This window comes from Corynebacterium sp. HMSC08A12 (assembly GCF_001807485.1).
Classification (GTDB): Bacteria; Actinomycetota; Actinomycetes; order Mycobacteriales; family Mycobacteriaceae; genus Corynebacterium; species Corynebacterium evansiae.
This window is the reverse complement of sequence record NZ_KV789173.1, coordinates 72,373-94,445: the sequence shown is the minus strand read 5'-3', so window position 1 is coordinate 94,445 and position 22,073 is coordinate 72,373. Positions and strand designations below refer to the sequence as shown.

At 63.0% G+C, this 22,073-nt stretch carries 24 protein-coding genes; 17 read left to right on the top strand and 7 right to left on the bottom strand.

The features are described 5' to 3' along the window. Window positions 1-7: 7 nt before the first annotated feature. From rpsN to rpmB, 3 genes are read right to left on the bottom strand one after another with little or no spacing between them, the layout of a single operon-like run. Window positions 8-313 carry a 30S ribosomal protein S14 gene (gene rpsN, locus HMPREF3166_RS05025; RefSeq protein WP_005293669.1) on the bottom strand — a complete coding sequence of 102 codons (306 nt, stop codon included), beginning with the start codon at window positions 311-313 and terminating at the stop codon, window positions 8-10. A gap of 3 nt (window positions 314-316) precedes the next feature. After that, window positions 317-481, bottom strand: coding sequence for a 50S ribosomal protein L33 (gene rpmG / locus HMPREF3166_RS05020; protein ID WP_005279910.1), 165 nt, complete (start codon window positions 479-481; stop codon window positions 317-319). A gap of 2 nt (window positions 482-483) precedes the next feature. Next, window positions 484-720, bottom strand: a complete 237-nt coding sequence (gene rpmB, locus HMPREF3166_RS05015; RefSeq protein ID WP_005293665.1) for a 50S ribosomal protein L28 — start codon at window positions 718-720, stop codon at window positions 484-486. A gap of 462 nt (window positions 721-1,182) precedes the next feature. Here rpmB and HMPREF3166_RS05010 point away from each other — a divergent pair, with 462 nt between their 5' ends. The 7 genes from HMPREF3166_RS05010 to HMPREF3166_RS04980 all read left to right on the top strand — a co-directional run bounded on the left by HMPREF3166_RS05010 (window position 1,183) and on the right by HMPREF3166_RS04980 (window position 6,688). Next, window positions 1,183-1,446 carry a type B 50S ribosomal protein L31 gene (locus tag HMPREF3166_RS05010; RefSeq protein ID WP_005293662.1) on the top strand — a complete coding sequence of 88 codons (264 nt, stop codon included), beginning with the start codon at window positions 1,183-1,185 and terminating at the stop codon, window positions 1,444-1,446. Window positions 1,447-1,521: 75 nt separating this feature from the next. Continuing rightward, on the top strand, window positions 1,522-1,689 hold the full coding sequence (rpmF, locus tag HMPREF3166_RS05005; RefSeq protein WP_011273951.1) for a 50S ribosomal protein L32: 168 nt from the start codon (window positions 1,522-1,524) through the stop codon (window positions 1,687-1,689). A 145-nt stretch (window positions 1,690-1,834) separates the two neighbouring features. Then, window positions 1,835-2,530: a response regulator transcription factor gene (locus HMPREF3166_RS05000; protein WP_034988140.1), complete on the top strand. Its 696-nt coding sequence runs from the start codon at window positions 1,835-1,837 to the stop codon at window positions 2,528-2,530. Beyond that, on the top strand, window positions 2,527-4,080 hold the full coding sequence (locus HMPREF3166_RS04995) for a sensor histidine kinase (RefSeq protein WP_070487951.1): 1,554 nt from the start codon (window positions 2,527-2,529) through the stop codon (window positions 4,078-4,080). Before HMPREF3166_RS05000 ends, HMPREF3166_RS04995 begins: the two co-directional genes overlap by 4 nt. Window positions 4,081-4,193: 113 nt before the next feature. Continuing rightward, window positions 4,194-5,711, top strand: coding sequence for a S1C family serine protease (locus HMPREF3166_RS04990; protein ID WP_070487950.1), 1,518 nt, complete (start codon window positions 4,194-4,196; stop codon window positions 5,709-5,711). A gap of 85 nt (window positions 5,712-5,796) precedes the next feature. After that, entirely contained in the window at window positions 5,797-6,450 is a 654-nt protein-coding gene (locus HMPREF3166_RS04985) for a MogA/MoaB family molybdenum cofactor biosynthesis protein (protein WP_083293821.1), read from the top strand. Between the two features lies 1 nt (window position 6,451). Continuing rightward, complete coding sequence (locus HMPREF3166_RS04980; protein WP_035004488.1) at window positions 6,452-6,688, top strand: hypothetical protein; 237 nt, start codon at window positions 6,452-6,454, stop codon at window positions 6,686-6,688. A 15-nt stretch (window positions 6,689-6,703) separates the two neighbouring features. Here the strand turns inward: HMPREF3166_RS04980 and mscL are convergent, their stop codons facing one another. Continuing rightward, the gene (gene mscL / locus HMPREF3166_RS04975; RefSeq protein ID WP_049049201.1) at window positions 6,704-7,138 is read right to left on the bottom strand and encodes a large conductance mechanosensitive channel protein MscL; all 435 of its coding nucleotides are present in this window, start codon (window positions 7,136-7,138) and stop codon (window positions 6,704-6,706) included. A 51-nt stretch (window positions 7,139-7,189) separates the two neighbouring features. Then, window positions 7,190-7,804: a 5-formyltetrahydrofolate cyclo-ligase gene (locus HMPREF3166_RS09945; RefSeq protein ID WP_080722695.1), complete on the bottom strand. Its 615-nt coding sequence runs from the start codon at window positions 7,802-7,804 to the stop codon at window positions 7,190-7,192. An 86-nt stretch (window positions 7,805-7,890) separates the two neighbouring features. Between HMPREF3166_RS09945 and HMPREF3166_RS04970 the strand changes: the two genes are divergently transcribed. The 6 genes from HMPREF3166_RS04970 (at window position 7,891) to HMPREF3166_RS04945 (ending at window position 13,603) form a co-directional block, all read left to right on the top strand. Continuing rightward, window positions 7,891-8,808, top strand: coding sequence for a UTP--glucose-1-phosphate uridylyltransferase (locus HMPREF3166_RS04970; protein WP_192816650.1), 918 nt, complete (start codon window positions 7,891-7,893; stop codon window positions 8,806-8,808). 11 nt (window positions 8,809-8,819) lie between these two features. Beyond that, complete coding sequence (gene glp, locus HMPREF3166_RS04965; protein ID WP_035004484.1) at window positions 8,820-10,121, top strand: molybdotransferase-like divisome protein Glp; 1,302 nt, start codon at window positions 8,820-8,822, stop codon at window positions 10,119-10,121. Window positions 10,122-10,128: 7 nt separating this feature from the next. Then, a complete protein-coding gene (locus HMPREF3166_RS04960; protein ID WP_210383918.1) occupies window positions 10,129-10,842 on the top strand; it encodes a GNAT family N-acetyltransferase in 714 nt (237 codons plus the stop codon). 109 nt (window positions 10,843-10,951) lie between these two features. After that, window positions 10,952-12,346 carry a divisome protein SepX/GlpR gene (glpR, locus tag HMPREF3166_RS04955; protein WP_070487946.1) on the top strand — a complete coding sequence of 465 codons (1,395 nt, stop codon included), beginning with the start codon at window positions 10,952-10,954 and terminating at the stop codon, window positions 12,344-12,346. A 15-nt stretch (window positions 12,347-12,361) separates the two neighbouring features. Then, entirely contained in the window at window positions 12,362-12,784 is a 423-nt protein-coding gene (locus HMPREF3166_RS04950; protein ID WP_080722694.1) for a DoxX family protein, read from the top strand. Window positions 12,785-12,820: 36 nt separating this feature from the next. Next, a complete protein-coding gene (locus HMPREF3166_RS04945) occupies window positions 12,821-13,603 on the top strand; it encodes a zf-HC2 domain-containing protein (RefSeq protein ID WP_035004479.1) in 783 nt (260 codons plus the stop codon). Here HMPREF3166_RS04945 and HMPREF3166_RS04940 read toward each other — a convergent pair. Next, window positions 13,600-15,270, bottom strand: a complete 1,671-nt coding sequence (locus HMPREF3166_RS04940; RefSeq protein ID WP_241476793.1) for a dolichyl-phosphate-mannose--protein mannosyltransferase — start codon at window positions 15,268-15,270, stop codon at window positions 13,600-13,602. The two genes, HMPREF3166_RS04945 and HMPREF3166_RS04940, sit on opposite strands and share 4 nt — an antisense overlap. A 10-nt stretch (window positions 15,271-15,280) precedes the next feature. Here HMPREF3166_RS04940 and rsmI point away from each other — a divergent pair, with 10 nt between their 5' ends. The 3 genes from rsmI (at window position 15,281) to metG (ending at window position 19,948) form a co-directional block, all read left to right on the top strand. After that, window positions 15,281-16,204 carry a 16S rRNA (cytidine(1402)-2'-O)-methyltransferase gene (rsmI, locus tag HMPREF3166_RS04935; protein ID WP_080971911.1) on the top strand — a complete coding sequence of 308 codons (924 nt, stop codon included), beginning with the start codon at window positions 15,281-15,283 and terminating at the stop codon, window positions 16,202-16,204. A gap of 171 nt (window positions 16,205-16,375) precedes the next feature. Continuing rightward, on the top strand, window positions 16,376-18,061 hold the full coding sequence (locus HMPREF3166_RS04930) for a BCCT family transporter (RefSeq protein ID WP_049049194.1): 1,686 nt from the start codon (window positions 16,376-16,378) through the stop codon (window positions 18,059-18,061). Window positions 18,062-18,109: 48 nt separating this feature from the next. Next, window positions 18,110-19,948 carry a methionine--tRNA ligase gene (gene metG / locus HMPREF3166_RS04925; RefSeq protein WP_070487944.1) on the top strand — a complete coding sequence of 613 codons (1,839 nt, stop codon included), beginning with the start codon at window positions 18,110-18,112 and terminating at the stop codon, window positions 19,946-19,948. Between the two features lie 23 nt (window positions 19,949-19,971). Here the strand turns inward: metG and HMPREF3166_RS04920 are convergent, their stop codons facing one another. Next, window positions 19,972-20,652, bottom strand: a complete 681-nt coding sequence (locus tag HMPREF3166_RS04920) for an HAD family hydrolase (RefSeq protein ID WP_035004471.1) — start codon at window positions 20,650-20,652, stop codon at window positions 19,972-19,974. A gap of 136 nt (window positions 20,653-20,788) precedes the next feature. On the opposite strand from HMPREF3166_RS04920, the gene HMPREF3166_RS04915 reads away from it, so the two are divergent. Continuing rightward, window positions 20,789-22,072 carry an MFS transporter gene (locus tag HMPREF3166_RS04915; protein WP_241476792.1) on the top strand — a complete coding sequence of 428 codons (1,284 nt, stop codon included), beginning with the start codon at window positions 20,789-20,791 and terminating at the stop codon, window positions 22,070-22,072. Window position 22,073 lies beyond the last annotated feature (1 nt).

The following is a 22,073-nucleotide window of genomic DNA, read 5'->3' as shown; positions in this document are numbered from 1 at the left end:
CTCCCCCTTACCAGCTGGACTTGCGTACGCCCGGCAGCTCACCGCGGTGAGCCATGTTGCGGACACGTACACGGGACAGGCCGAACTTACGCAGGTAGCCGCGCGGGCGGCCATCAGCTGCATCGCGGTTACGGACGCGAACTGGGGAAGCGTCGCGGGGCTGACGGTTCAGCTCCCACTGTGCATCCAGGCGCTCCTCGTCGGTGCTGTTCGGGTTCTTGATGATCTTCTTGAGCTCAGCGCGACGCTCCGCGTAGCGGGCGACGATTTCCTTGCGCTGCTCGTTCTTCGCGATCATGGACTTCTTAGCCATAAACTATCGCTCCTCGCGGAATTCGACGTGCTTGCGGGCAATCGGATCGAACTTCTTCAGGGTGATGCGATCCGGGTTGTTGCGCTTGTTCTTACGGGTGACGTAGGTGTAACCGGTGCCAGCCGTAGACTTCAGCTTGATGATTGGGCGGATATCGTTACGTGCCATAGTTAGATCTTCTCCCCACGGGCGCGGATCTTGGCAACGACAGACTCGATGCCGTCACGGTCAATGGTCTTCAGGCCCTTGGTGGACACGTTCAGCGTGATGGAACGGCCCTCAGAGGGCAAGTAGAACGTACGGCGCTGGATGTTCGGGTTCCAGCGACGGTTCGTGCGGCGGTGCGAGTGGGACACAGACTTGCCGAAGCTCGGCTTGCGTCCCGTGACCTGGCAATATGCCGACATGGGTTTTCTCCTTCCGCCGGAGATCTCAGGTGCCTGCGCCGCGCACTTCCAAAACCCATGGTTAGACGGGCCAAGAGTCTTAGGTGGTGGGGCGCTGCATCTAGCGTATCTAGCCTAAAATCTGTCCGGCGATGACGTTTACATAGACAACAGCGGGAGCTAACTTTACAGCACCGTCGCGCCATAACCTAATCGCTGTTTCTGACGCCCCTACGCCCCAGTTCGCCCCATTCCAGCTAGGAAAACGCGATTTTCTTTATGGCCTTATCCTTCGCTATGATAAACCCTCGTTGTGCGACCGACTTTGTCGCGCCCAAAATCCACCCGCTTAGCGGAGTGGCCTAAAGGGCGTCAGGTAAAAGAAGGCGCGCTGCTTTTTATGACCCGACTCAGGCACGACCCGTGCAGGTAACGCACGGGACCGACCTGATGTACACGTACCTAAGGGAATAAGAGGAAACCATGAAGAAGGATATCCACCCCGACTACCACCCCGTAGTCTTCAAGGATGCGAGCACTGGCCACCAGTTCATCACTCGCTCCACCGCTACCTCCGACCGCACCGTTGAATGGGAAGACGGCAACGAGTACCCGCTCATCGTCGTTGACGTGACCAGCGAGTCCCACCCCTTCTGGACCGGCGCTCAGCGCGTCATGGATACCGCCGGCCGCGTGGAGAAGTTCCAGCGTCGCTACGGCAACATGACCCGCCGCAAGAAGAAGTAAGACCTCTTCACACCACGAAGATCACAAGAAACCTATTTCACACTTTCAATACCTTTAATTAGGAGGTAGTAGACAATGGCAGTTCCGAAGCGCCGTATGTCCCGTGCAAACACGCACTCCCGCCGTTCCCAGTGGAAGGCCGACAACGTTGCTCTGCAGCACGTTAAGGTTCAGGGCCAGGATGTTCAGATTCCTCGCCGTCTGGTGAAGGCAGCTCAGCTGGGTCTCATCGACCTGGATTAATACGAGCCCAGTAGCGTTCCCCCGTCACACATGCACGTGTGGCGGGGTTTTGCATTGGCGAAACAGGCCTAAGAAATACTGAGCTTTCCTTAAAAATGTGGGTCTGCACGGGCGTTGTGACAATTTCATAGGCACAATGGAGCACATGAAGATTCTTGTTGTAGATGATGATCAGGCCGTGCGCGAATCCCTGCGCCGTTCCCTGATCTTCAACGGCTACACCGTCGTCCTGGCAACGGATGGCGAGGAGGCCCTTAAGCTCATCGCTGACGAACGACCGGACCTGGCCATCCTCGATGTGATGATGCCCAAGAAGGACGGTCTGGACGTATGCCGCGAGCTGCGCAGCCACGGCGACGACCTGCCGATCCTGCTGCTGACCGCCCGCGATTCCGTCGAGGAGCGGGTGGCCGGCCTGGACGCCGGTGCAGATGACTACCTGCCCAAGCCCTTCGCCCTGGAAGAGTTGCTTGCCCGCACTCGTTCGCTGTTCCGTCGCGCGGCACGTCCCGCGATCCAGGAAGGGGAGGCGCACGAGCCACTGCGCTTCGAGGATCTGACCCTGAACCCGGAGACCCGCGATGTTTTCCGCGGAGATCGACAGATCAGCCTGACCCGCACGGAGTTCGCCCTGCTGGAGCTGCTGATGAACAACCCGCGCAAGGTGCTTTCCCGCAACACCATCCTGGAAGAGGTCTGGGGTTACGACTTCCCGACCTCCGGAAATGCACTGGAAGTTTACATCGGCTACCTGCGCCGTAAGACGGAGGCCAATAACGAGACTCGTTTGATTCACACTGTTCGTGGGGTGGGTTACGCGCTGCGTGAGACCGCACCGTGATCCTGCGTAGGCTCCCGGAGGATTACCTCGCGGTAGAGCCCGAGTACGCCTCTGCAGAGAACGGGGGCGCGGACACTCGAGGGGATAGCAGGAGGGACCGGCTGATCCAGTCCCTCCGTTTTTCCGTGCGCGGACTATCTCTGCGCACGCGACTGGCTGCCCTCACCGCCATGGTGGTGATGCTGTGTATCGCCGTCATCACCATCTCCTCTTACGCCACCGTGAAGCAGGTGCTGTCGCAGGAGATGGATAAGACGCTGCAGACGCAGGCCCAGGCCTACATCGACTCGGGCTTTGAGTTTCCGGTCAGCGAGACAGGGGAGGGCGACGACTACCGCCCTCGCTTCTTCGACTCCGATAACAACATGAGTGTCCTCGTCGTGCCCGCTGACCAGGCGGGACGGCAGGCAGACGTGCACAAGTTCGAGGGCATCCTCAGCCCCAACGAGATCTCCGTCCTCGTTGGCGACGACCCATACACTTTTGAATCGGAAGCCGACAAGCGCAGCTTCGCCATCGGCGCCCTTGATGGTCGCGTGATCGTGCTGCGTCTGGACATCGCATTTACGAACCAGACGCTGGAATCCCTCTGGTTGGTTCTGATTCTGATTGCGGTAACCGGCTTCATCGCCTCCATCATCGCGGGCATCGCGGTCGCGAACTCCGGCATTCAACCGATCACCCGCCTGCGCCGAGCGGCCGACGAGGTTTCTCGCACCGGCGAACTGCGCCAGATCCCCGTCTATTCGCATGACGAGCTCGGATCCCTCACGGACTCTTTCAATAACATGATGAACGCCCTCCAGGAGGCGCAGACGAAGCAGAAGAACCTCGTCGCGGATGCTTCGCACGAGCTAAAGACACCATTGACTTCACTGCGCACAAACGTGGAGCTGCTGATGTTGGCGTCACAAAGAAAAGACGGCGAAGGTCCCGGCATCAGCGAGGAAGACCGCAAGGACCTAGAGCGCGACGTGATCGCACAGATCGACGAGATGAGCGGGCTGATCGGCGACCTGGTGGACCTTGCTCGCGAGGACTCGAACCCGGTGGTTCTGAGCACCGTCGAGATCTCCGAACTCATCACGCTGGGTATTGAACGTGTGCAGCGGCGCCGGCCGGACGTGACCTTCGATACGCACCTGATTGACTGGCACCTGCGGGGAGATGCCTTCGCCCTGTCGCGCGCGCTGCTGAATCTGCTGGATAACGCGGCGAAGTGGTCACCGGAGGGTGGCGTGGTGCGCGTGTGGATGCAGCCGATTGTTGTGGAGGAAGGTGACGCCGCAGGCTCCGATGCCGACGCTCCAGCACACCAGGAAGTGGAGATCCGAGTGGCGGACTCTGGCCCCGGAATTCCAAAGGAGGACCGGGAGAATGTCTTCGACCGCTTCTACCGTTCGATCCAGGCGCGTTCTATGCCTGGCTCCGGCCTCGGGCTGGCGATCGTCAAGCAGGTCATCGAGAGGCACCACGGGGTGATCGTGGCCGACGAGTCGGACGACGGTGGTGCCCTGATGCGTGCAGTGCTGCCGGGGGAGCCGAGTTAACTGGATCCAGACGGGGGTTCGGGAACTTTTCTCTAAGAGTTTTCCTTAAACTGGCAGAAAAACTACAGCATTCCTAGTGCTGAACTACATACATAACGGACATACTGGTCGCTATGGACGAAAGGGAACACAATATGGGCGAGAACAACTCGGGGGACGGGCAGCGGATGCCCGGCGAACCGGACTTTTCTAACCGTGGCCAGAAGCCGGTGCGAGGGGGCGGCGGGCCGCAGGGTGGAGTTCACCGGGATCACATGCGCTGGGAGGCACAGCAGAGGCCGATGCAGGAGCCTGCCACGCAGGTAGGGCCGGCGGTGCAGCCTACGCAGCCTGCACAACCGGCACAGCCGGTGCAACCGAGCTCGCAGCCCTTCCCACAGCAGCAGAGCCCGCAGCAGTCGCCGCAGCCGACATCAGTGCAGGCTCCGCCGCAGCCACCGCAGGGGCCTACTACACCGGCGGGGCCGGGGCAGGAACCTTTCGCAGATCCGTACCAGCCCCAGCTGAGCAACCAGCCGCAGGAAAAAAAGCGCTGGTCCACCCCGGCCGTTGCAGCACTGCTGCTGGCAGGTGCTGTAGTTGCTTCCGCCGTCACATACGTGGGCATGGATTCGATCAACGGCAACCAGGCCAGCAACAACGCCACATCTTCCTTCGATAACTCCAACAGCGGTAGCAAGTCTTCACAGGATAAGAAGGCCTCCAACCCGGTGAAGCCGGGCAGCACCACCGACATTGCCAACAAGGTTCTGCCCTCTGTGGTTTCCATCCGAGTTATGACGTCCCGGGGCGGAGAAGAAGGTTCCGGCTCGGTCATTTCCTCCGACGGCTTGATCCTTACGAACAACCACGTAGTCGCGGGTGCCCAGGACGGGCGCGCGAAGATGGAGGTTACCCTCAACGACGGCCGCACCTTCGAGGCAGAGGTGGTGGCCACCGATCCGCCCACGGATATTGCGGTTATCAAGGCAAAGAACGTCACGGACCTGCAGCCCATCGAGTTCGGCGACTCGGACATGGTGAATGTCGGCGAGGATGTGATGGCGATTGGTTCCCCACTGGGACTGTCAGCCACGGTAACCACCGGCATCGTTTCGGCGAAGAATCGCCCCGTCCAGGCCTCGGGTGAGGACGGCGGCGAGGCTTCCCTCATCGACGCGATCCAGACCGATGCCTCCATCAACCCCGGTAACTCCGGTGGTGCCCTGGTGGACATGGAGGGCAAACTCGTCGGCATTCCCTCCGTCATTGCTTCGACCGGTGGCGGGGAAGTGGCCGGTTCCATCGGCCTGGGCTTTGCCATCCCGATCAACCAGGCAGAGCGCATCTCCAAGCAGCTGATCGATAACGGCAAGGCCGAGCACCCGATCATCGGTGCGAAGGTCGACACCCGCTCTAGCGAGAACGGTGCCGTCATCGCGGATGTGAACAAGGACAGCCCTGCGGATAAGGCGGGCTTGAAGAAGGGCGATCTGGTTACTCACGTGGATGATCGGCGCGTGGATTCGGGCGTGGGGCTGATCGCAGCTATCCGTTCGCACGCCGTGGGCGACAAGGTCAAGCTGAAGGTCAAGGACGGCCCTGATGGCGAGGAACGGGAGGTCGAGCTGACGCTCACCGCCGCCGAGTAAACCCCCATTCCCGTTCGCCTGTACAGCCGAGGGCGAACGGGATACTTTATTAGTTACATCCGTTTATCGATTCAGGAGGATCGCCGTGCCAGCTCGGAAGGCTAAAGAAGGGTCTGCGGACATTAACGCGGACATCAACGAGGTCATGGCCATGAGTTCCGTCGATCACGCACAGGTGGACCGTCTGGCAGAGGAGATCCCGGAGCCGGACGACGCACTGTTCCACACCCTGGATGCCCAGGAGCGCACCCGCGAACAGCTCAGCAACGAGCCGCCCCTGCGCGCCATGGTCGTGCTGGTCACCGACTTCCCGGAGGAAAAGGCCAAGAACGGCGAGCTGGTTGCAGAGCTGCTGGCAGAGGAAGGCTTCCTCGTCGATGCCGTGCTGAACGTCGAGTCCCGCAAGTCCGCAATCCGCAAGGTAATCCAGACCGCTGTGGTCGGCGGTGCCGACCTCGTCGTCACAATCGGTGGCACTGGCACCGGCCCGCGCGATAAGACTCCGGAGGCCACCCGCGCCGAGCTGGACCGCAAGGTTCCGGGCATCGCTGAAGCCCTGCGCGCCTCCGGTTTGGCGGCTAACTCCCTGGACGCGGGCCTGTCTCGCGGAGTCGCCGGTATTTCCGGTTCGACCGTGGTGGTCAACATCGCCGGATCCCGCGGCGCGATCCGCGATGGCATGGCCACTCTTGGCCCGCTGGTTCGCCACGTTGTCGGCGACATGAATAACCGGGCCTAGCATGAGCACTGGCCGCTCGGGCAAGAGCCAGCCGGGTCGCCGCCGTCGCAGGTTCTACGGCAAGGTGGGCAAGGCCGGCCAGGTTGGGGGCTCGGGTTCTTCTTTTATTGACGCCATCGCCTCCGGCAAAGCAAAACCCCACTCAAGCCCTTCACGGGATGAGTGGGGTGACGATCGCCCTTCCGCAGAGCAGGAGCGCCGATTCCTAGAGGAACAGCGCCCGCCGCACTGGGGCTAGCGGGGCTGGGGCACGTTAGTTTTCTGCGTGCTTGCCGGTCGGCTCTGCCTCGCCGCCACGCTGCTCCACCAGCAGGTCGCGGATCTCGGCCAGCAGCTCGGTCTCAGTAGCAGCAGCCTCCTCCGGCTCGATGCCCTTGCGGCGAGCGTTCATCTCAGCCAGCTTGTTCATCGGCATGATCATCACGAAGTAGATGACGGCAGCGATGATCAGGAAGTTGACGGCGGCGGTCAGGACAGCGCCGATGTTGACGAACGTTGCATCGTTGCCCTCGCGGAGGTGGAAGCCCATTCCGAACTCGGGGGAGCCGCCGACTGCAGCCAGGAGCGGCTCGACGATGCCGTTGGTGAAAGCGGTGACGATGGCGGTGAAGGCACCGCCGATGATGACGGCTACGGCAAGTTCCATGACGTTGCCGCGCATGATGAACTTCTTAAAACCTTCAAGCATTGCGCAAAAGACCTTTCTTGTCCGCGACCTAGCGCAGACTTTTTAAAGCAATTAAAAGATGGGGAAGTATCCGAGGTCGTGGATCACAGCGTCTACGACCAGATCGTGGTCTTGGCAGGGAACGTCGCGGGTGAATTCTTCGTGGTCTACCACTGCCCATACCTTCACATGCGATGGGCGATTGGCAAGAGTTCGATCATAGAAGCCACCGCCCTGTCCGAGCCGTGTCCCATGATAATCAATCGATAGAGCAGGTGTAACTATTACATCGACGCATGTCGGGAAAGTGTGAATTGCATTACTCTCCGAGTCGCTTACGGGCTCGCCCACCGGCTCGAGTATTCCCCACGTGCCTTCGACGAGGTTTGGGTTGTCCGGCTGATATTCGATCCATTCGAGACTGGGGGCGTCACCACGAACAACGCGAGGAAGCAACACTCGCGCTCCAGTGCGCGCCAGGACATCGGGAAGATCCGCGCCGCCCGGCTCGCCCGGGAGGGGGACATATCCGCAGATGGTGGAAGGTGTGCAGGGGAGGTCCGCGAGAGCGTCCAAGAGGTGAGTCTGAATGCTTCGGTCGCGAAAGGGGCGCTCGTCGACGCGGTCGGCGCGGGCAGCGCGCACTCGGGCGCGGGCGCGCTTCTTCAACTCAGAGGGGGTGGTCATCGCCTCAAAGCCTACTGCAAAAGAAAACTCTCCTTAAGCGGTGTGTAGAGCACGAAACCCGGAGTTTAAAGCGCTACTATTCCGGCATGACTTCTAGCCCTACGATCTCCACGTCCGAGCAAGCCGCACTGCGTACCGTCGTGGTCCCGGCTGCTGGGCTTGGAACCCGCTTTTTGCCCGCCACCAAAACCGTTCCCAAGGAACTGCTGCCCGTCGTGGACACTCCCGGGATCGAACTGATTGCAAAGGAAGCCGCCGATGCAGGTGCAGACCGCTTGGCGATTGTGACGGCTCCGAAGAAGGGCGGGGTGCTCGGCCACTTTGATACCGACGAAGAGCTGGAGCGTACGCTAGAGCAGCGCGGCAAGACCGACCAGCTGAACAAGGTGCGCGCTACCGACGGGCTGATCGACGTGGTGGCTGTCGAACAGGAGAAGCCGCTCGGCCTGGGGCACGCCATCGGGTTGGCGGAAGAGGTGCTGGATGACGACGAGGATTGCTTCGCCGTCATGCTGCCGGACGACCTGGTTCTGCCGATGGGCGTGATGGAGAAGATGCTTGCCGTGCGCAAGCAGTACGGCGGATCCGTGCTGTGTGCCTTCGAGGTGCCGCGCGAGGAGACGAGCAACTACGGAGTCTTCGAGATCGACGAGGCGGACCACGCCGACGTGAAGATCGTGAAGGGCATGGTGGAAAAGCCGGCCGTCGAAGATGCTCCGTCCAACTTCGTAGCCACCGGGCGCTACCTGCTGGATCGACAGGTATTTGATGCTCTGCGCCGCACGAAGCCGGGCAAGGGTGGGGAAATCCAGATCACCGACGCCATCGAGCTGATGATTACCGAAGGCCACCCTGTGCACATCATCGTTCACCACGGCCTACGCCATGACCTAGGCAACCCGGGTGGGTACATTCGAGCTTGTGTCGATTTCGCGCTTCAGAATGAGACATATGGCCCCAGCCTGAAGACCTGGCTGCGGGAGCGCCTGAACCAGGAAAACTAGGGGCAACAAACATGCGATCGGTCGAAGAACAACTGGCAATCATCACCTCTGCGGCGGTGACCCCTGAGCCAGTGCGCATCGCCATCACCGAGACTCTGGGGCTGCGCTGCGCCGAAAGGGTCGAGGGCGCCGAGCCGCTGCCCGGATTCGACCAGGCCGCCATCGACGGCTATGCCGTGCGCAGCGTGGATATTCGCCAAGCTCTGGCAGCCGCCCGGGGCGGCGACGCCGACCGAGACCCGGAGGATGCCGCGGCCGCAGAGAACACCAGCGGTGTGAAGGAAACCCTGCCGATCGTCGGCGACGTAACCGCCGGCTCCCTGCGTCCGATCCGTTTGCAGCCGCGCCAGGCGGTGCGGGTGGAGATGGGCGCGCCACTGCCGACCCTGGCGGATTCGGTGCTCCCACTGGACTGGGTGGAAAAGGAAGGCCGCAAGATCCGCCCGTTGGAGGCCATCGCCTCCGGCGAGTTCGTGCACCGGAAGGGCTCCGACGTGCAGCCCGGCGACGTTGTCGTGGAGGAAGGCGCCGTCATCGGTGCCGCCCAGGTGGGCTTGCTGGCCGCTGTGGGGCGATCCAAGGTGCTGGTTTACCCGCGCCCGCGCCTGTCGGTGCTCTCCTTCGGCCGTGAACTGCTGGACATCGACCGCGACCCGGCTGTGGGCCAGGTTTACGACGTGAACTCCTATGCCCTGGCCGCCGCCGCCCGCGAAGCCGGCGCGGACGTGCACCGCGTGGGCATCCTCAGTGGCGAGCCGCGCAAGATGCGCGAGGTGCTGGAAAGCCAGCTGCTGCGCTCCGAGGTTGTGGTGATCTCCGGCGCAGTGGGAGGTGCGGCCAGCGACGAGCTGCGGGAAATCCTCTCCGAGATGGGGGAGATGGACATTCAGCGCATCGCCATGCACCCGGGTTCAGTCATGGGCTTCGGCACGCTGGGGCAGGACAAGGTGCCGACCTTCCTGCTGCCGGCCAATCCCTCCGCCGCCCTCGTTTCCTTTGAGGTCATGGTGCGCCCGCTGGTGCAGCTGATCCGTGGCCGCCGTCAGGCCACCCGCCGCGTGGTTCCCGCCCGCACGATCGCCGGCATCGCCTCGGCTCCCGGTCGCCGTGGCTTTATCCGCGGCCAGTTGATGCGCGACCGGGAGACCCGCGAGTTCCTGGTGGATCCCCTCGGAGCGGTGAACGGCGGCGAGCCGACCCACCTGCTGGGCAGCCACGGGCAGGCTAACTGCCTGATTGTGGTGCCTTCCGATGTGACGGACGTGGCACCGGGGCAGGAAGTGGACGTGCTGTTCCTCAGCAACAAGGATTAGCCCACCCGTGCTTCATCGACTGCGCGCCGCCTTCGCCCCCACCGCGGTGCCCGAACAGCGCTCGCGAACCGTTTTGAGTCGTGGGCACATGTATGGAGATCGTAATGACGCCCCCACGGCCGCCCTGCCGGTAACTCTGCGTCCCGTGCGCGCCACCGACGGGGCGCAGTGGAGCGCCGCGCGGATCGAAGATCAGAAACTACTGCAACCTTTTGAGCCGACCGTGCAAGGGGACTGGGAAGCCGCGCACAGCCCGCAGGCCTGGCGGCAGACTTTCCACAACCTGCAGGTCCTGTCCGCCGACCGCCTGCTGGTGCCGATGGTCATCGACATTGATGGGGAGTTCGCGGGACAGCTGACGATCGGCAACATCCAATACGGAACCGTATCCAGCGCGTGGATTGGCTACTGGGTGCACTCGCGGTTCCAGGGCCACGGCGTGGCCACCGCGGCGGTAGCGCTGGGCGTGGACTTGGGGATGCAGGTAGTGGGGCTGCACAGGATAGAGGCTACGGTCATGCCGGAGAACGTGGCGTCCAGAAAAGTGCTAGAGAAAACCGGCTTCCGCATCGAAGGGCAGCTACAGCGAAACCTGCACATCAACGGCGAATGGCGGGACCACCTGCTGGTGGCGCAGACTCAGGAGGAAACGGCGCCGGACGGGGTGGTGCGCAGGCTGGTGAACCGCGGAATCTTGGGGCTGGCTGTGAACCGAAACTAGCCTCGGCGTGGCGAGCGCGGATATAGGGGTTACGCGGGTAGCGTGGCAAGCACTTGACCATTCACGCTGCCCGCATAAGCTTCACAAACTTCGAGGAGAACTGATACACGTGTCCGGCTCCCTTTTGCTCATTGCCGCCGTTTGGTTGGTGCTGCTGGCGCCGCTTCTGCTGCGCAACCAGAAACCCGTGCGACGGACTGCCCAGGCACTGAGCGAGACCCGCGTGCTGCACCGAGGTGGCAGCACCCTGAAGGCGAAGCGCAAGCTCAAGCCGGCCGAGGGCCTGTACATGTCCTCTGATGACGACGAACTGGAGCTGGTCGACGCAGAGCCGGAGTATGTCCTGCTGGAAGACGAAGATTCCGCAGCCGGCGCGAAGTCGGGCAAGCCGCGTGGGCTGCGGGCGCTGATGAACACGAAGGGCAGTGAGCGCAGCGAGGATAGCGTGGACGCTGAAGTCGTTGACGGCGAAGTGGTAGACGCTGAGATGGTCGATGCTGAGGTAGTGGACGCCGAAGCAGCAGATGCCGAAGCAGTAGATGCCAAGGCGAAGACCGCGGAGGCGACCGAGCAGACGGACGCGAACGGCGATGGTTCTGACGCAGCAGATAAGGGCTCCGGCAGGGGCGCCGAGAAGGTCTCCGAAAAGGTCGTGGCAGCGGCATCTGCGGGCAGCGCAGTGCGTTACACCGCCCAGGATGAAATGGACACCGGCGAGTTCTCCCCGGTGAAGAAGGCGGAGATGAGCGCTGAGTCTGCTGAGTCTTCTGAGCCTTCTGAGTTCAGCGACTCCAGCGATTCCACGGAGCACGCCGAGCAGTCCGAAGAGCAGAGCGCCCGCCAGGCCGCATACGCCGCGGTCCCGACTGAGTACGTGCGCGGTGGGGACGTGAAGGCGTCACCAGATTTGGTAGACCACGTCGATGAAGCACCGACGGGCAAGAACCTGGACATCCTCGAGGACTCCGATGAGCTGAGCGAGGCCGACCTGCAGTACCTGGCGTCCCGCCGTGGTCGCGGCGTGTACGACCCGGTAGCCTCCGCGCGCCTGGCCCGTGAGCGACAGAACCGCCGCAAGAAGGTGCTGCTGGTGCTGCTGGCACTGTGCGTCCTGACCTTTGGCGCCAGCCTGGCCCTGGGCAGTGGCGTGTGGCTGACCTTCGTGGCCATGGTTGCCTTCACCGCCTTCTACCTGGTGATGCTCCGCCGCCAGGCCATCGAGGAGCGCGAGCTGCGCCACCGCCGCCTGGTGCGTATGCGCCGCGCCCGCCTGGGTGTGCGCAACACGGAGGACGACGAGCTGGGCGTGCCGGATCGCCTGATCCGCCCGGGCGCCGTGATCCTGGAAACCGACGAAGGCGACCCGGCCTTCAGCAACCTGGAGTACGCCGACGGCAGCGACTTCTTCGACGTACCGGGCGGGGGCTCCGACGCGGGCGCACCATCCGCTTCCGCCGCAGACGAGGAATACCTCGACCCGCGCTCCGGCATCCGCGCGGTCTAGGAGTAAACCTCCCGCATGCTGAACCACCCCGCAGCGCGTGACGCGGCCCTGCTGCTCCTGCGCCTTGTCACCGGCGTGATCTTCATTGCCCACGGCTGGAAGAAAGTCTTCATCGACGGCATGGGCGGAGTAACCGGCACCGTCGCCACCTTCGACCGCCTGCACATTCCGCAACCAAAGGTCAGTGCCTGGGCGGCGGCCAGTTTCGAGATGCTCGGCGGCGCGATGCTCATCGTTGGTCTGCTTACCACGGCAGTCGCAGGACTCTTCGCCATCTACAGCGCACTGGTGCTGTACTTCGTGCACTGGTCCAACGGTTTCTTCGTCGCCGATGGGGGCATGGAGTTTGTGCTGCTCCTGGTCGTCTCGCTTATGATGATTGTTGTTTTCGGCGCGGGGCGCGCGAGCCTGGACAAGGCTCTCTCGCGCTTCGGCTGAAGTTGAGTCAAGCACGCAAGAGGCGGGATTAAGCGCATGGACTGTCAAGCGGTCAGGACCTCAATGTCCGCCCGGCTCGACGGCGAGACCGCCGAGCTGTCCGACGACCTCGTCGACGCGCACCTTGCCGCCTGTGAAGACTGCCAACGTTGGTATGCCACCGTCACCGCGTTGGGCCGCCGGATGAATGTCTCCGCCACCCCAACGGATGATGGCCCCACGACGGAGCCGGGCGACGAGCAGAAAGCGGCGCTCCTCGCACAGGTGCTCGAGCAGGCCGATCACAACCCTCAGATCAGCGGAGGCCTGCGCCGCCGTCAGCTGCCTCTCTACTTTGGTCGCTTCGCCCTTGTTGCCGTGGCGCTGGTTTATGTTGTGTGGGGCCTGTCGCTGTTGTTCGGCTCGCCTATTGGGGATGACGCCGACTCGTCTCAGCTTCGACTAGTCTCCGACGCGGCGACGATGCGCTTTGCACTGGCCGGTGGCCTCCTGTGGGCAGCTTGGCGCCCGAAAGCGGCTGCCGCAGTGTTGCCGATCTACCTGGGGCTATGGGCTTTCGGTCTAGGGTTCGCAACGCGGGAGATCGTGCTGAGCATGGTCGGGGAAGGTGGCAGCCTGACCACACTCTGGCTGCTGCTGGTGCACTTGGCGGCGGTCGTGGCCCTGGTCGTGGTGTGGGCTGGCAGGCAGAACGTGTTCATGCCGCTGCAGCAGTCGCTGCGCGCGCTGATGGCCCAGCCGGTGAACTTCAGCCCGAGCGACGCCCGACGCAACTCCACCTTCGAGCTCGGCGAGCCGCGACCGCGGGGCTGGGATTAGCGCCAGGAAGGCAGCCACATCCGCATGTCGAAGGCGAAATCGGAAAGCGGAGTGGCCGTGTAAATCGGCAGGAAGTAAAGAAAGTTCCAGACCACCAGCATCAGGTAGATCACTACCAGCAGCTGACCGGGGCGAGCCTTCACGAAGGTCTTAGGGGAGGAGTGCGGCTGGGCGGCAACGTCCGGGCGCTGCCAGCGCAGCAGCTGCCCCAGGGCCATCGCCAGCGCAATCGCCAGGAACGGAGCCAAGTTGGCTGCGTAGAACAGGTACATCTGGCGATCGAGGTTGACTAGCCAAGGCAGGAAGCCGGCGGCGAAGCCGATGACGGGCACCACCCAGCGGCGGTCTTTATGCACGATCAGGCACCATAGCCCCCACAGCATGACGGGGACGCAGAACCACCAGATAGCGGGCGTGCCGACCAGCAGGATCACCTTGTGGATGCCCTCGTCGCTGGACGGGTTGTAGTACATCAGCGAACGGCTGGAAACCAGCCAGGACCACGGCTTGGACTCCCAGTTGTGGTGGTGGCCGTTAGAGTTCGTCAGCTCCGTGTGAAAGCGCATGACGGACACGTGATAGTAGATGAAGTTCTGCAGGGCATCGGGCAGGAAAGACCAGAACCAATCCCCGGTGGTGTTGGTGTACTGCTCGGACTCCACGGCGTGGCGGAACACGCCCGTTTCGGAGGCGAACCAGGCCCGCCAGCTGACCACGTACAGAATCGCGGGGACGATCACGATGGAAAAGAAGGAGGGCAGAGCGTCGAAGAAAGCGGTCCCGAGAAGGGGACGGCGCACGCCGAAACGGCGGCGTCGAAAGTAATCAACCGCAACAATCGTCACCCCGAAGAAGGCCATGTAGTACAGACCATTCCACTTCACCGAAAGCGACAAGCCCAGCGCCACGCCCGCGGCGAAGCGCCACCAGCGATAGCCCATGCGCGGGCCGAGGGCGAAATCGTGGATCCGGTCAGCGGCCCAGACGTGCTGGAAGCGGGCCTCCATCTGCTCGGCATCCCGCACCGCGAAGTAAGTCGCCAGGCACACCAGGAACACCTGGAAGTGGTCCAGCATGGCCGAGCGCCCCGTGACGAAGAGGATGCCGTCGCACAGGGCAATAATGCCGGCGAATAAACCGATGAGGTCGGACTTCGACACTCGGCGCGCAATCGTGGCAATCAGCAGGATCGTCATCACAGCCAGCAGGGCGGACATGATTCGCCAACCCCATGGCGTATAGCCGAACACCGCCATGCCCAGCGCCTCGAACTGCTTGCCCAGGGGCGGGTGGACGACCAGGCCGTAGCCGGGATTGTCTTCGATGCCGCCGATCAGCGGGTTAGACCAGCTCTGCAGAATCTGCCAGGCCTGCGGCACATAGTGCTTCTCGTCGAACACCGGGGTGCCCGCATCCGTGGGGCGCTGCAGCATCAGTAGGCGGCTGAGCGCACCGAACAGGCCGAGGACAACCAGGATGCCCGTCCACCGGGTGAAAGTGAACGTGTGGCGCCCGGACGCAGCGGTAGACACGCGACTGTCCACGTCGGTTGTGGCGCGCTGGTCGGCGGACACTGCAGGAGCGTCGGCAAGCGGGGGAGTCGGTGTGGTCGGCACGAAAGCCAACTGTAGTAGAAGCCCCGGACAATCGGGCGCACTGGCGGGCATACTGGCGGGTATGAGTGAACCCGTAGATGCCAAGACTCTTTCCGCCGACGCAGCTACTGCGCTGCTTACCCGCGCCGCCGAGAATAGGCCTCTGCCGCAGGGAGGAATCATCTTGGCGGCCACGCCGCTGGGCAATCCGCTGGATGCCTCGGTGCGGCTGATCGACGCGCTGGCCAGCGCCGACATCGTAGCCGCGGAAGACACCCGCCGCACCCGGGCGCTCGCGGACACGCTAGGCGTTGAGATTTCCGGTCGGATCTACTCCAACTTCGACCACAACGAGGCCGAACGGGCGGAGTTCTTCGTCGAGCAGGCCGAGCAGGGCCGGCGCGTGCTGGTGGTGACAGACGCCGGAATGCCCTCCGTCTCCGACCCCGGTTTCCCGCTGGTCGTCGCTGCCCGTCGCGCGGGAGTGCCGGTGACGTGCCTGCCGGGACCCTCCGCGGTGCCGACCGCTCTGGCGCTATCCGGCCTGGGGGTGGGCCACTTCGCGTTCCTGGGCTTCGCCCCACGCAAGGACGGCGCCCGGCGTTCGTTCTTTGGTTCTTTTAGTGACGCCCCCTACGCCGTCTGTTTCTTCGAATCCCCGCACAGGCTGGCCAAGACTTTGCAGGTGGCAGCCGAAGAGCTGGGGGATCACCGGCAGGCGGCGGTGTGCCGCGAGCTGACGAAGACCTTTGAAGAGGTGAAGGTCGGCGGGTTACGCGAGCTGGCCGAGTGGGCGGAAAACGGCGTGAAGGGGGAGATCTGCGTGGTGGTGGATGCCGCAGACGAGCAAGCGGAGCCGGACGTGGAATCGCTGGTTTCGCTGGTGGAGCAAAAAGTGGCGGAGGGGGAGCGCCTGAAGGCGGCGGCCGGGGACGTGGCGAAGGCCACGGGGGTTAGCAAGCGCGAGCTTTATGAGGCTGTGCTGCGTGGACGTGAGAAAAGTTAGAGTTTTTTAAAAGTTTTAACCAGGCAGCGCGGTAGGTGGCTTCCGTGCGGGATAAAGCCAGGTGAATTGGACTTTATGAGGAGCTGAGGTAGGGGTTAAGAGCGCCGTCCGGTCGCGGCTGGGGCGCTGGTGCGGTTGAAAAGCCCCCGCAACTGCCCCCAATATTGAGGAATGACTGTATCAAGAGAAGAAGTAGCACCGACTGAGGCTGATCAGGAACAGTCCATCGACTGGGTAGTCACGGGCTGTGCGGCAGCCCTCATCCTGGCTGTCGTGCTGTGGGGCGTGCTCGGTGGCGATAGCTTCGCCGCCTTCGCCTCGACGGCGTTGAGTTATGTCGTAGGTGACTGGGGCTGGCTGTACGTCCTCGCCGGCACGGTGTTTGTAGGGTTCATTCTGTTCATTGCGTTCAGTAAGTTCGGGCACATTCGCCTGGGCAAGGATAACGAGCCGCCGGAGTTCAACAGCATCTCCTGGGTGGCCATGATGTTCGCCGCGGGCATGGGCATTGGCCTGATGTTCTACGGTGTGACCGAGCCGTTGACGTACTACCGCGACGGTGTTCCGGGAGCGCAGGAGAACGATGTGGCCAGCTCCTTCGCCTCCACGCTGTTCCACTGGGGCCTGCACCCGTGGTCGCTGTACGCCATCGTGGCGCTGGCCATTGCTTACGGCACCTTCCGTTTGGGGCGCAAGCAGCTTCTGTCCGCGGCGTTTATTCCGTTGATCGGGGAGAAGCGCGCCGAGGGCGCGCTGGGCAAGATCATCGATATTGCCGCCATTTTCGCGACTGTCTTTGGTACTGCGGCTTCCCTGGGGCTTGGTGCAGTGCAGATCCAGTCCGGCCTGGATGCCACGGGGCTGATTTCTAATCCTGGCACGTGGGTGATCGTCGGCACCATCGTGATCCTGGGGCTGTGCTTCCTGGCTTCCGCCGCTTCCGGTGTGGGCAAGGGTATTCAGTACCTGTCCAACACGAACATGGTTCTGGCTGGTCTCATTGCGCTGTTTGTCTTGATTCTCGGGCCGACCGTGGTGATTCTGAACCTGATCCCGACCTCCTTGGGTAACTACCTGTCCCAGTTCTTCCAGATGGCCGCCCGCACAGCTAACTCCGGTGATGGTGCAGATGAGTGGCTGGGCAGCTGGACCATTTTCTATTGGGCATGGTGGGTCTCCTGGTCTCCGTTCGTCGGCATGTTCCTCGCCCGCATTTCCCGCGGCCGTACGATCCGCGAGTTCGTATGCGTGGTCCTGATGGTGCCGACCATGGTGACCATCATCTGGTTCTCCATCTTTGGCGGCGCTGCTGTTAATGCGGAGGAGACCGGCAACTCCATCTGGGGCGATGGCGAGGCGACCAGCCAGCTGTTCAACCTGCTGCAAACCCTGCCGATGGGCCAGGTGGCAAGCATCGTTGCGATGATCCTGCTGGCTACCTTCTTCATCACCTCCGCAGACTCCGCTTCCACCGTCATGGGGTCCATGTCGCAGCGCGGCCAGCTGGTCGCCAACCGTGGCGTCACTGTGCTGTGGGGTGCCCTGACCGCGGTCATTGCCCTGATGTTGCTGCTCACGGGCGGCGATGAGGCGCTGACCAACCTGCAGAACGTGACGATCATCGCCGCCAGCCCGTTCTTGCTGGTGATTATCGCCTTGATGTTCTCCATCTACAAGGCTCTGTCCAACGACCAGCTGTACCTGGACGAAAAGGCGCAGCGGGAATACGCCCTGCGTATGGCTCGCGAGCGTCGTATCAACCAGCAGAATGAAGCTAAGCCCGCTAAGCGCAGCCGTCGTTACGGCGGGAGCGATGTTCCGCAGGCCGTCGCAGACGGCAACGCAGAGCATTCCTAAGTTGGGCTGCTTTCGCGTCGTGGTTGGGGATCACCTAATCTAAGGGTTATGTCGAAACGAGTTCTCACCTCAGTTGCATGGCCCTATGCCAACGGCCCCCGCCACATCGGCCACGTCGCCGGATTCGGCGTGCCTTCGGATGTATTCGCGCGTTATCAGCGAATGGCTGGCAACGAGGTGCTCATGGTTTCGGGCACCGACGAGCACGGCACCCCGTTGCTGGTGCAGGCGGAGAAGGAAGGCACGACCGTCCAGGAACTGGCGGATCGCTACAACCGCATCATCGTCGAGGACCTCGCGGGCCTCGGCCTTTCTTATGACCTTTTCACCCGCACCACCACCCGCAACCACTACGCGGTCGTACAGGAGCTTTTCACCGGCCTGTACAACAACGGTTACATGGTCACTCAGACAACCCGCGGTGCCATCAGCTCTTCCACCGGTCGTACCCTCCCGGATCGCTACATCGAGGGCACTTGCCCGATCTGTGGTGCCAATGACGCCCGCGGCGATCAGTGCGACAACTGCGGAAACCAGCTGGATCCCGAGGACCTGATTGATCCGCGTTCCAAGATCAACGGTGAAACGCCGGAGTTCATCGACACCGAGCACTTCATGCTAGACCTGCCCGCCTTGGCAGAGGCCCTCACCACCTGGCTCAAGGGCCGCACCGACTGGCGCCCGAACGTCTTGAAGTTCTCCCTGAACCTGCTGGAGGACATCCGCCCGCGCGCCATGTCCCGAGACATCGACTGGGGCGTGCCGATCCCCGTCGAGGGCTGGCAGGACAACAACGCCAAGAAGCTCTATGTGTGGTTTGACGCCGTCGTGGGGTACCTCTCTGCGTCCATCGAATGGGCCTGGCGCATCGGCGACCCGGAGGCCTGGCGGAAGTGGTGGAACGACCCGGAGGCTCTGTCCTACTACTTCATGGGTAAGGACAACATCACTTTCCACTCCCAGATCTGGCCGGCAGAGCTGCTGGGCTACGGCGGTCAGGGTTCCAAGGGCGGCGAGGCCGGCGAGCTCGCCGACCCGGCGCTGAACCTGCCAACGGAGGTCGTATCCTCCGAGTTCCTGACGATGTCGGGCTCCAAGTTCTCCTCCTCCAAGGGCGTGGTGATCTACGTGCGCGACTTCCTGAAGGAGTTCGGCCCCGACGCTCTGCGTTACTTCATCGCCACCGCTGGGCCGGAGACCACCGATACGGACTTCACCTGGGACGAGTTCGTTCGCCGCATCAACTCCGAGCTCGCCAACGAGTGGGGCAACCTGGTGAACCGCACCGTCTCCATGGCCTACAAGAACTTCGGCGAGGTCCCCACCCCGGGGCCGCTGACCGCGGAGGACGAGGCGCTGCTCGCCGAGTCCGCCAAGGCCTTCGACGTTGTTGGCGACAACATCAACCTCTCCCGCTTCAAGGCTGGCATCACCGAGGCCATGCGTATTGCGGGACGCGCCAACCAGTACATCGCGGCCATGGAGCCGTGGAAGCTGGCAAAGGACGAGGAGCAGCGCGAGCGCCTGGCCACGGTGCTGTACACCGCCCTGCAGGTCGTCTCCGACGTAAATACCCTGCTCACCCCGTACCTGCCGTTCTCCGCGCAGAAGATCTTCGAGACCCTCGGTGGCGAAGGCATCTGGGCGGCCCAGCCGGAGGTTATCGAGGTAACGGATGACTCTCCGCGGGAGCCAGTGGGCGTCGGGCTGCCCGAAGAAGGGCGCACCTACCCCGTCATCATGGGCGATTACACGAAGCAAAAGGCCACGTGGGCACGCCAGGAGATCCAGCTGGGGACAAAGCTCAGCAAGCCCAAGCCGCTATTCCCGAAACTCGACCCGGAGCTGGCGGAGACCGGCCCGGAGTGGGCGCCGGTGCAGAAGTAGCGGGCTGGTCAGTTAGTGGCTAACTAGTCCGCGCGGCGCAGGCCGATGATGGGCGAGAGCACCTCGTGGACGGACTCCACGCCGCGCCAGGGGAAGGCCTCCCAGCCACGGCGTGTGGCGGCATCCAGGTTCGCCTGGCGGTCGTCGAAGTAGATCAGGGAAGCGTACTCGTGGCCGGCGGCCGCCGCGGCCTGCTCAAAGCGGCGGAATGCGCCCTGGTGGGGCTTGGTGAAGCGCAGGTCGGGGGAGAAGCAGGTGACGGCCGCGCCGCTCGTCCAATCCTGATCCATCACGGCCTCCATGACCGGGCGCGGCGCGTTGCTGAAGATGCCCCATGGCTGGTCGATGGCGTTCAGGTGGTTCAGCAGGTTCAGAACGGAAGTGTTCACGGTGGAGCACAGGCGCGTGTCGGTCTCCAGCAGCTCCGCGATCAGTTCCTCTGTGGGCTGCACGCCGGCGGCGCGGCAGAGGGTGGTGAAGTAGTCGTTCGGCCCCATCGACAGGCTGTAGCTTTCGCGGTAGCGGCCGTAGGCTGCCTCGAAGCTAAACGGGTCGGTGATGATGGTGGGGACACTGGTCTGGCTGCCGTTGTTCGAGCGAGACTGAATGTTGGCGTGGCGGATCATCACGGTGGTGAGCTCGCGCAAGGTGTGGCGACGCTGAACCAGTACGCCGCCCAGGTCGAAGACGATCAAGTGTTCCATGGTGTTGGTGCCTGCCTTTGCAGTCGCAATGTAGTGGGAGCTTGCTGGTCTAGTAGGGTTTGTAGCTAGTGTGCCGCGCCTGCGTGACTAGAAAGTGGCGCTGACGCGAAGCTAAAACGAACCGGGGGTGAACAAAATGACGAGGATGTCCAGTGCGGCCAGCGCGAACCGTCGTGTGCCGTCCGCGGTGGCGATCATCGCCGCGCTCGCGGTGCTGCTGACCAGCTCCAACCTGCGCAGCCCCGTCAGCGCTTTCCCGCCGATCGCCGACGAAGTGCGCACCGGCCTCGGCGCCTCCGGCCTTTTCATCGGACTGGTTGGCATGGCGCCAACGGCCATGTTCGCCGTCGCGGCCGTTCTTTCCAGCCCTTTAGCCAAAGCGCTATCCTTCCGCGCGGTCATTAGCACCGCCATGGTGCTGGCCACCGCCGGGTTTGGCCTGCGCACGGCGGCGCCCAACGAGTTGATATTCCTTGCCGGGACGATGATCGGCCTGGTCGGGGTGGGTATCACAAACACCCTGCTGCCTGCTGTTATTAAGGACTACTTCCCGTTCAAACTCACGGTCATGTCGATCGCCTACATGGCGGTCGGCCAGGTCAGCATGGCCACCGCATCGGTGGTGTCCGTGCCGCTGGCCGAGCTCGGCGGGTGGCGCGTGGCGATTGGAGTCTGGGCGATTCCGCCGCTGTTGGCACTGTTGTGCTGGGGAGTCCTCGTGTTCTCGGTGACTCCGGGAACCGCGGCCCAGCGCGGCAGCGAGATGTTGCGACAGGCGCACCCGCGGAAGCTACTGGGCGTCATAAAGAACAAAAACAGCGAGTCGCGCGGCACGTATCGGCACATGTGGCGCAACCCCGTGAGCTGGGGGATCGTAGTGATGTTCGCCATGACGTCCTCCATTTCCTATTGCTTCATCACATGGGCGCCGAAGATCATCGTGGAATCCGGTGGATCGGCGCAGCTCGGCGGCATCATCGGCGGAGTGTTCGCGCTGGTCGGAACTGCCTCGTCGTTTATCGTTCCGTGGATGACCTCCCGCTTTGAGCGCGGCGCGGCATGGGTGACGATCCTGTCGTGCAGCTGCATGTTCGTGGCGCTGCTGATGGTGATCACCGACCCGATGCGCCTGCCGGTGCTGTGGATTTCGTTGGTTTCGTTGGGCTGCTCTACCTTCCCGCTGGGGCTGATGCTGATCGCCACCCGCACCCGCGAACCGAAGGCCGCCGCCGTTTTGTCCTCGGGCGCGCAGGGCATCGGGTACACGGTCGCCTGCGTTGGGCCTTTTGGTTTTGGTGCTCTTTATGACGCCACTGCGTCCTGGACCGCCGGACTGTTGGTTCTTGTGGGGTTCAACTTCGTTTTGCTGGCGGCGGGCCTGGTGGCCAGCCGGAAGGTGTTCGTGGACGACCGCACGTAGA

Excerpts from the sequence above, each read along its gene's own strand:
- HMPREF3166_RS04915 (WP_241476792.1), top strand. The coding sequence starts at position 20,789 with ATGACGAGGATGTCCAGTGCGGCCAGCGCGAACCGTCGTGTGCCGTCC.
- metG (WP_070487944.1), top strand. The coding sequence starts at position 18,110 with ATGTCGAAACGAGTTCTCACCTCAGTTGCATGGCCCTATGCCAACGGC.
- rpmG (WP_005279910.1), bottom strand. The coding sequence starts at position 481 with ATGGCACGTAACGATATCCGCCCAATCATCAAGCTGAAGTCTACGGCT.
- mscL (WP_049049201.1), bottom strand. The coding sequence starts at position 7,138 with ATGCTTGAAGGTTTTAAGAAGTTCATCATGCGCGGCAACGTCATGGAA.
- rpmF (WP_011273951.1), top strand. The coding sequence starts at position 1,522 with ATGGCAGTTCCGAAGCGCCGTATGTCCCGTGCAAACACGCACTCCCGC.
- HMPREF3166_RS04950 (WP_080722694.1), top strand. The coding sequence starts at position 12,362 with ATGCTGAACCACCCCGCAGCGCGTGACGCGGCCCTGCTGCTCCTGCGC.
- rpmB (WP_005293665.1), bottom strand. The coding sequence starts at position 720 with ATGTCGGCATATTGCCAGGTCACGGGACGCAAGCCGAGCTTCGGCAAG.
- HMPREF3166_RS04940 (WP_241476793.1), bottom strand. The coding sequence starts at position 15,270 with ATGCCCGCCAGTGCGCCCGATTGTCCGGGGCTTCTACTACAGTTGGCT.
- HMPREF3166_RS04980 (WP_035004488.1), top strand. The coding sequence starts at position 6,452 with ATGAGCACTGGCCGCTCGGGCAAGAGCCAGCCGGGTCGCCGCCGTCGC.
- HMPREF3166_RS04945 (WP_035004479.1), top strand. The coding sequence starts at position 12,821 with ATGGACTGTCAAGCGGTCAGGACCTCAATGTCCGCCCGGCTCGACGGC.
- glp (WP_035004484.1), top strand. The coding sequence starts at position 8,820 with ATGCGATCGGTCGAAGAACAACTGGCAATCATCACCTCTGCGGCGGTG.
- rpsN (WP_005293669.1), bottom strand. The coding sequence starts at position 313 with ATGGCTAAGAAGTCCATGATCGCGAAGAACGAGCAGCGCAAGGAAATC.
- HMPREF3166_RS05000 (WP_034988140.1), top strand. The coding sequence starts at position 1,835 with ATGAAGATTCTTGTTGTAGATGATGATCAGGCCGTGCGCGAATCCCTG.
- HMPREF3166_RS05010 (WP_005293662.1), top strand. The coding sequence starts at position 1,183 with ATGAAGAAGGATATCCACCCCGACTACCACCCCGTAGTCTTCAAGGAT.
- HMPREF3166_RS09945 (WP_080722695.1), bottom strand. The coding sequence starts at position 7,804 with ATGACCACCCCCTCTGAGTTGAAGAAGCGCGCCCGCGCCCGAGTGCGC.
- HMPREF3166_RS04920 (WP_035004471.1), bottom strand. The coding sequence starts at position 20,652 with ATGGAACACTTGATCGTCTTCGACCTGGGCGGCGTACTGGTTCAGCGT.
- rsmI (WP_080971911.1), top strand. The coding sequence starts at position 15,281 with ATGAGTGAACCCGTAGATGCCAAGACTCTTTCCGCCGACGCAGCTACT.
- HMPREF3166_RS04970 (WP_192816650.1), top strand. The coding sequence starts at position 7,891 with ATGACTTCTAGCCCTACGATCTCCACGTCCGAGCAAGCCGCACTGCGT.
- HMPREF3166_RS04930 (WP_049049194.1), top strand. The coding sequence starts at position 16,376 with ATGACTGTATCAAGAGAAGAAGTAGCACCGACTGAGGCTGATCAGGAA.
- HMPREF3166_RS04990 (WP_070487950.1), top strand. The coding sequence starts at position 4,194 with ATGGACGAAAGGGAACACAATATGGGCGAGAACAACTCGGGGGACGGG.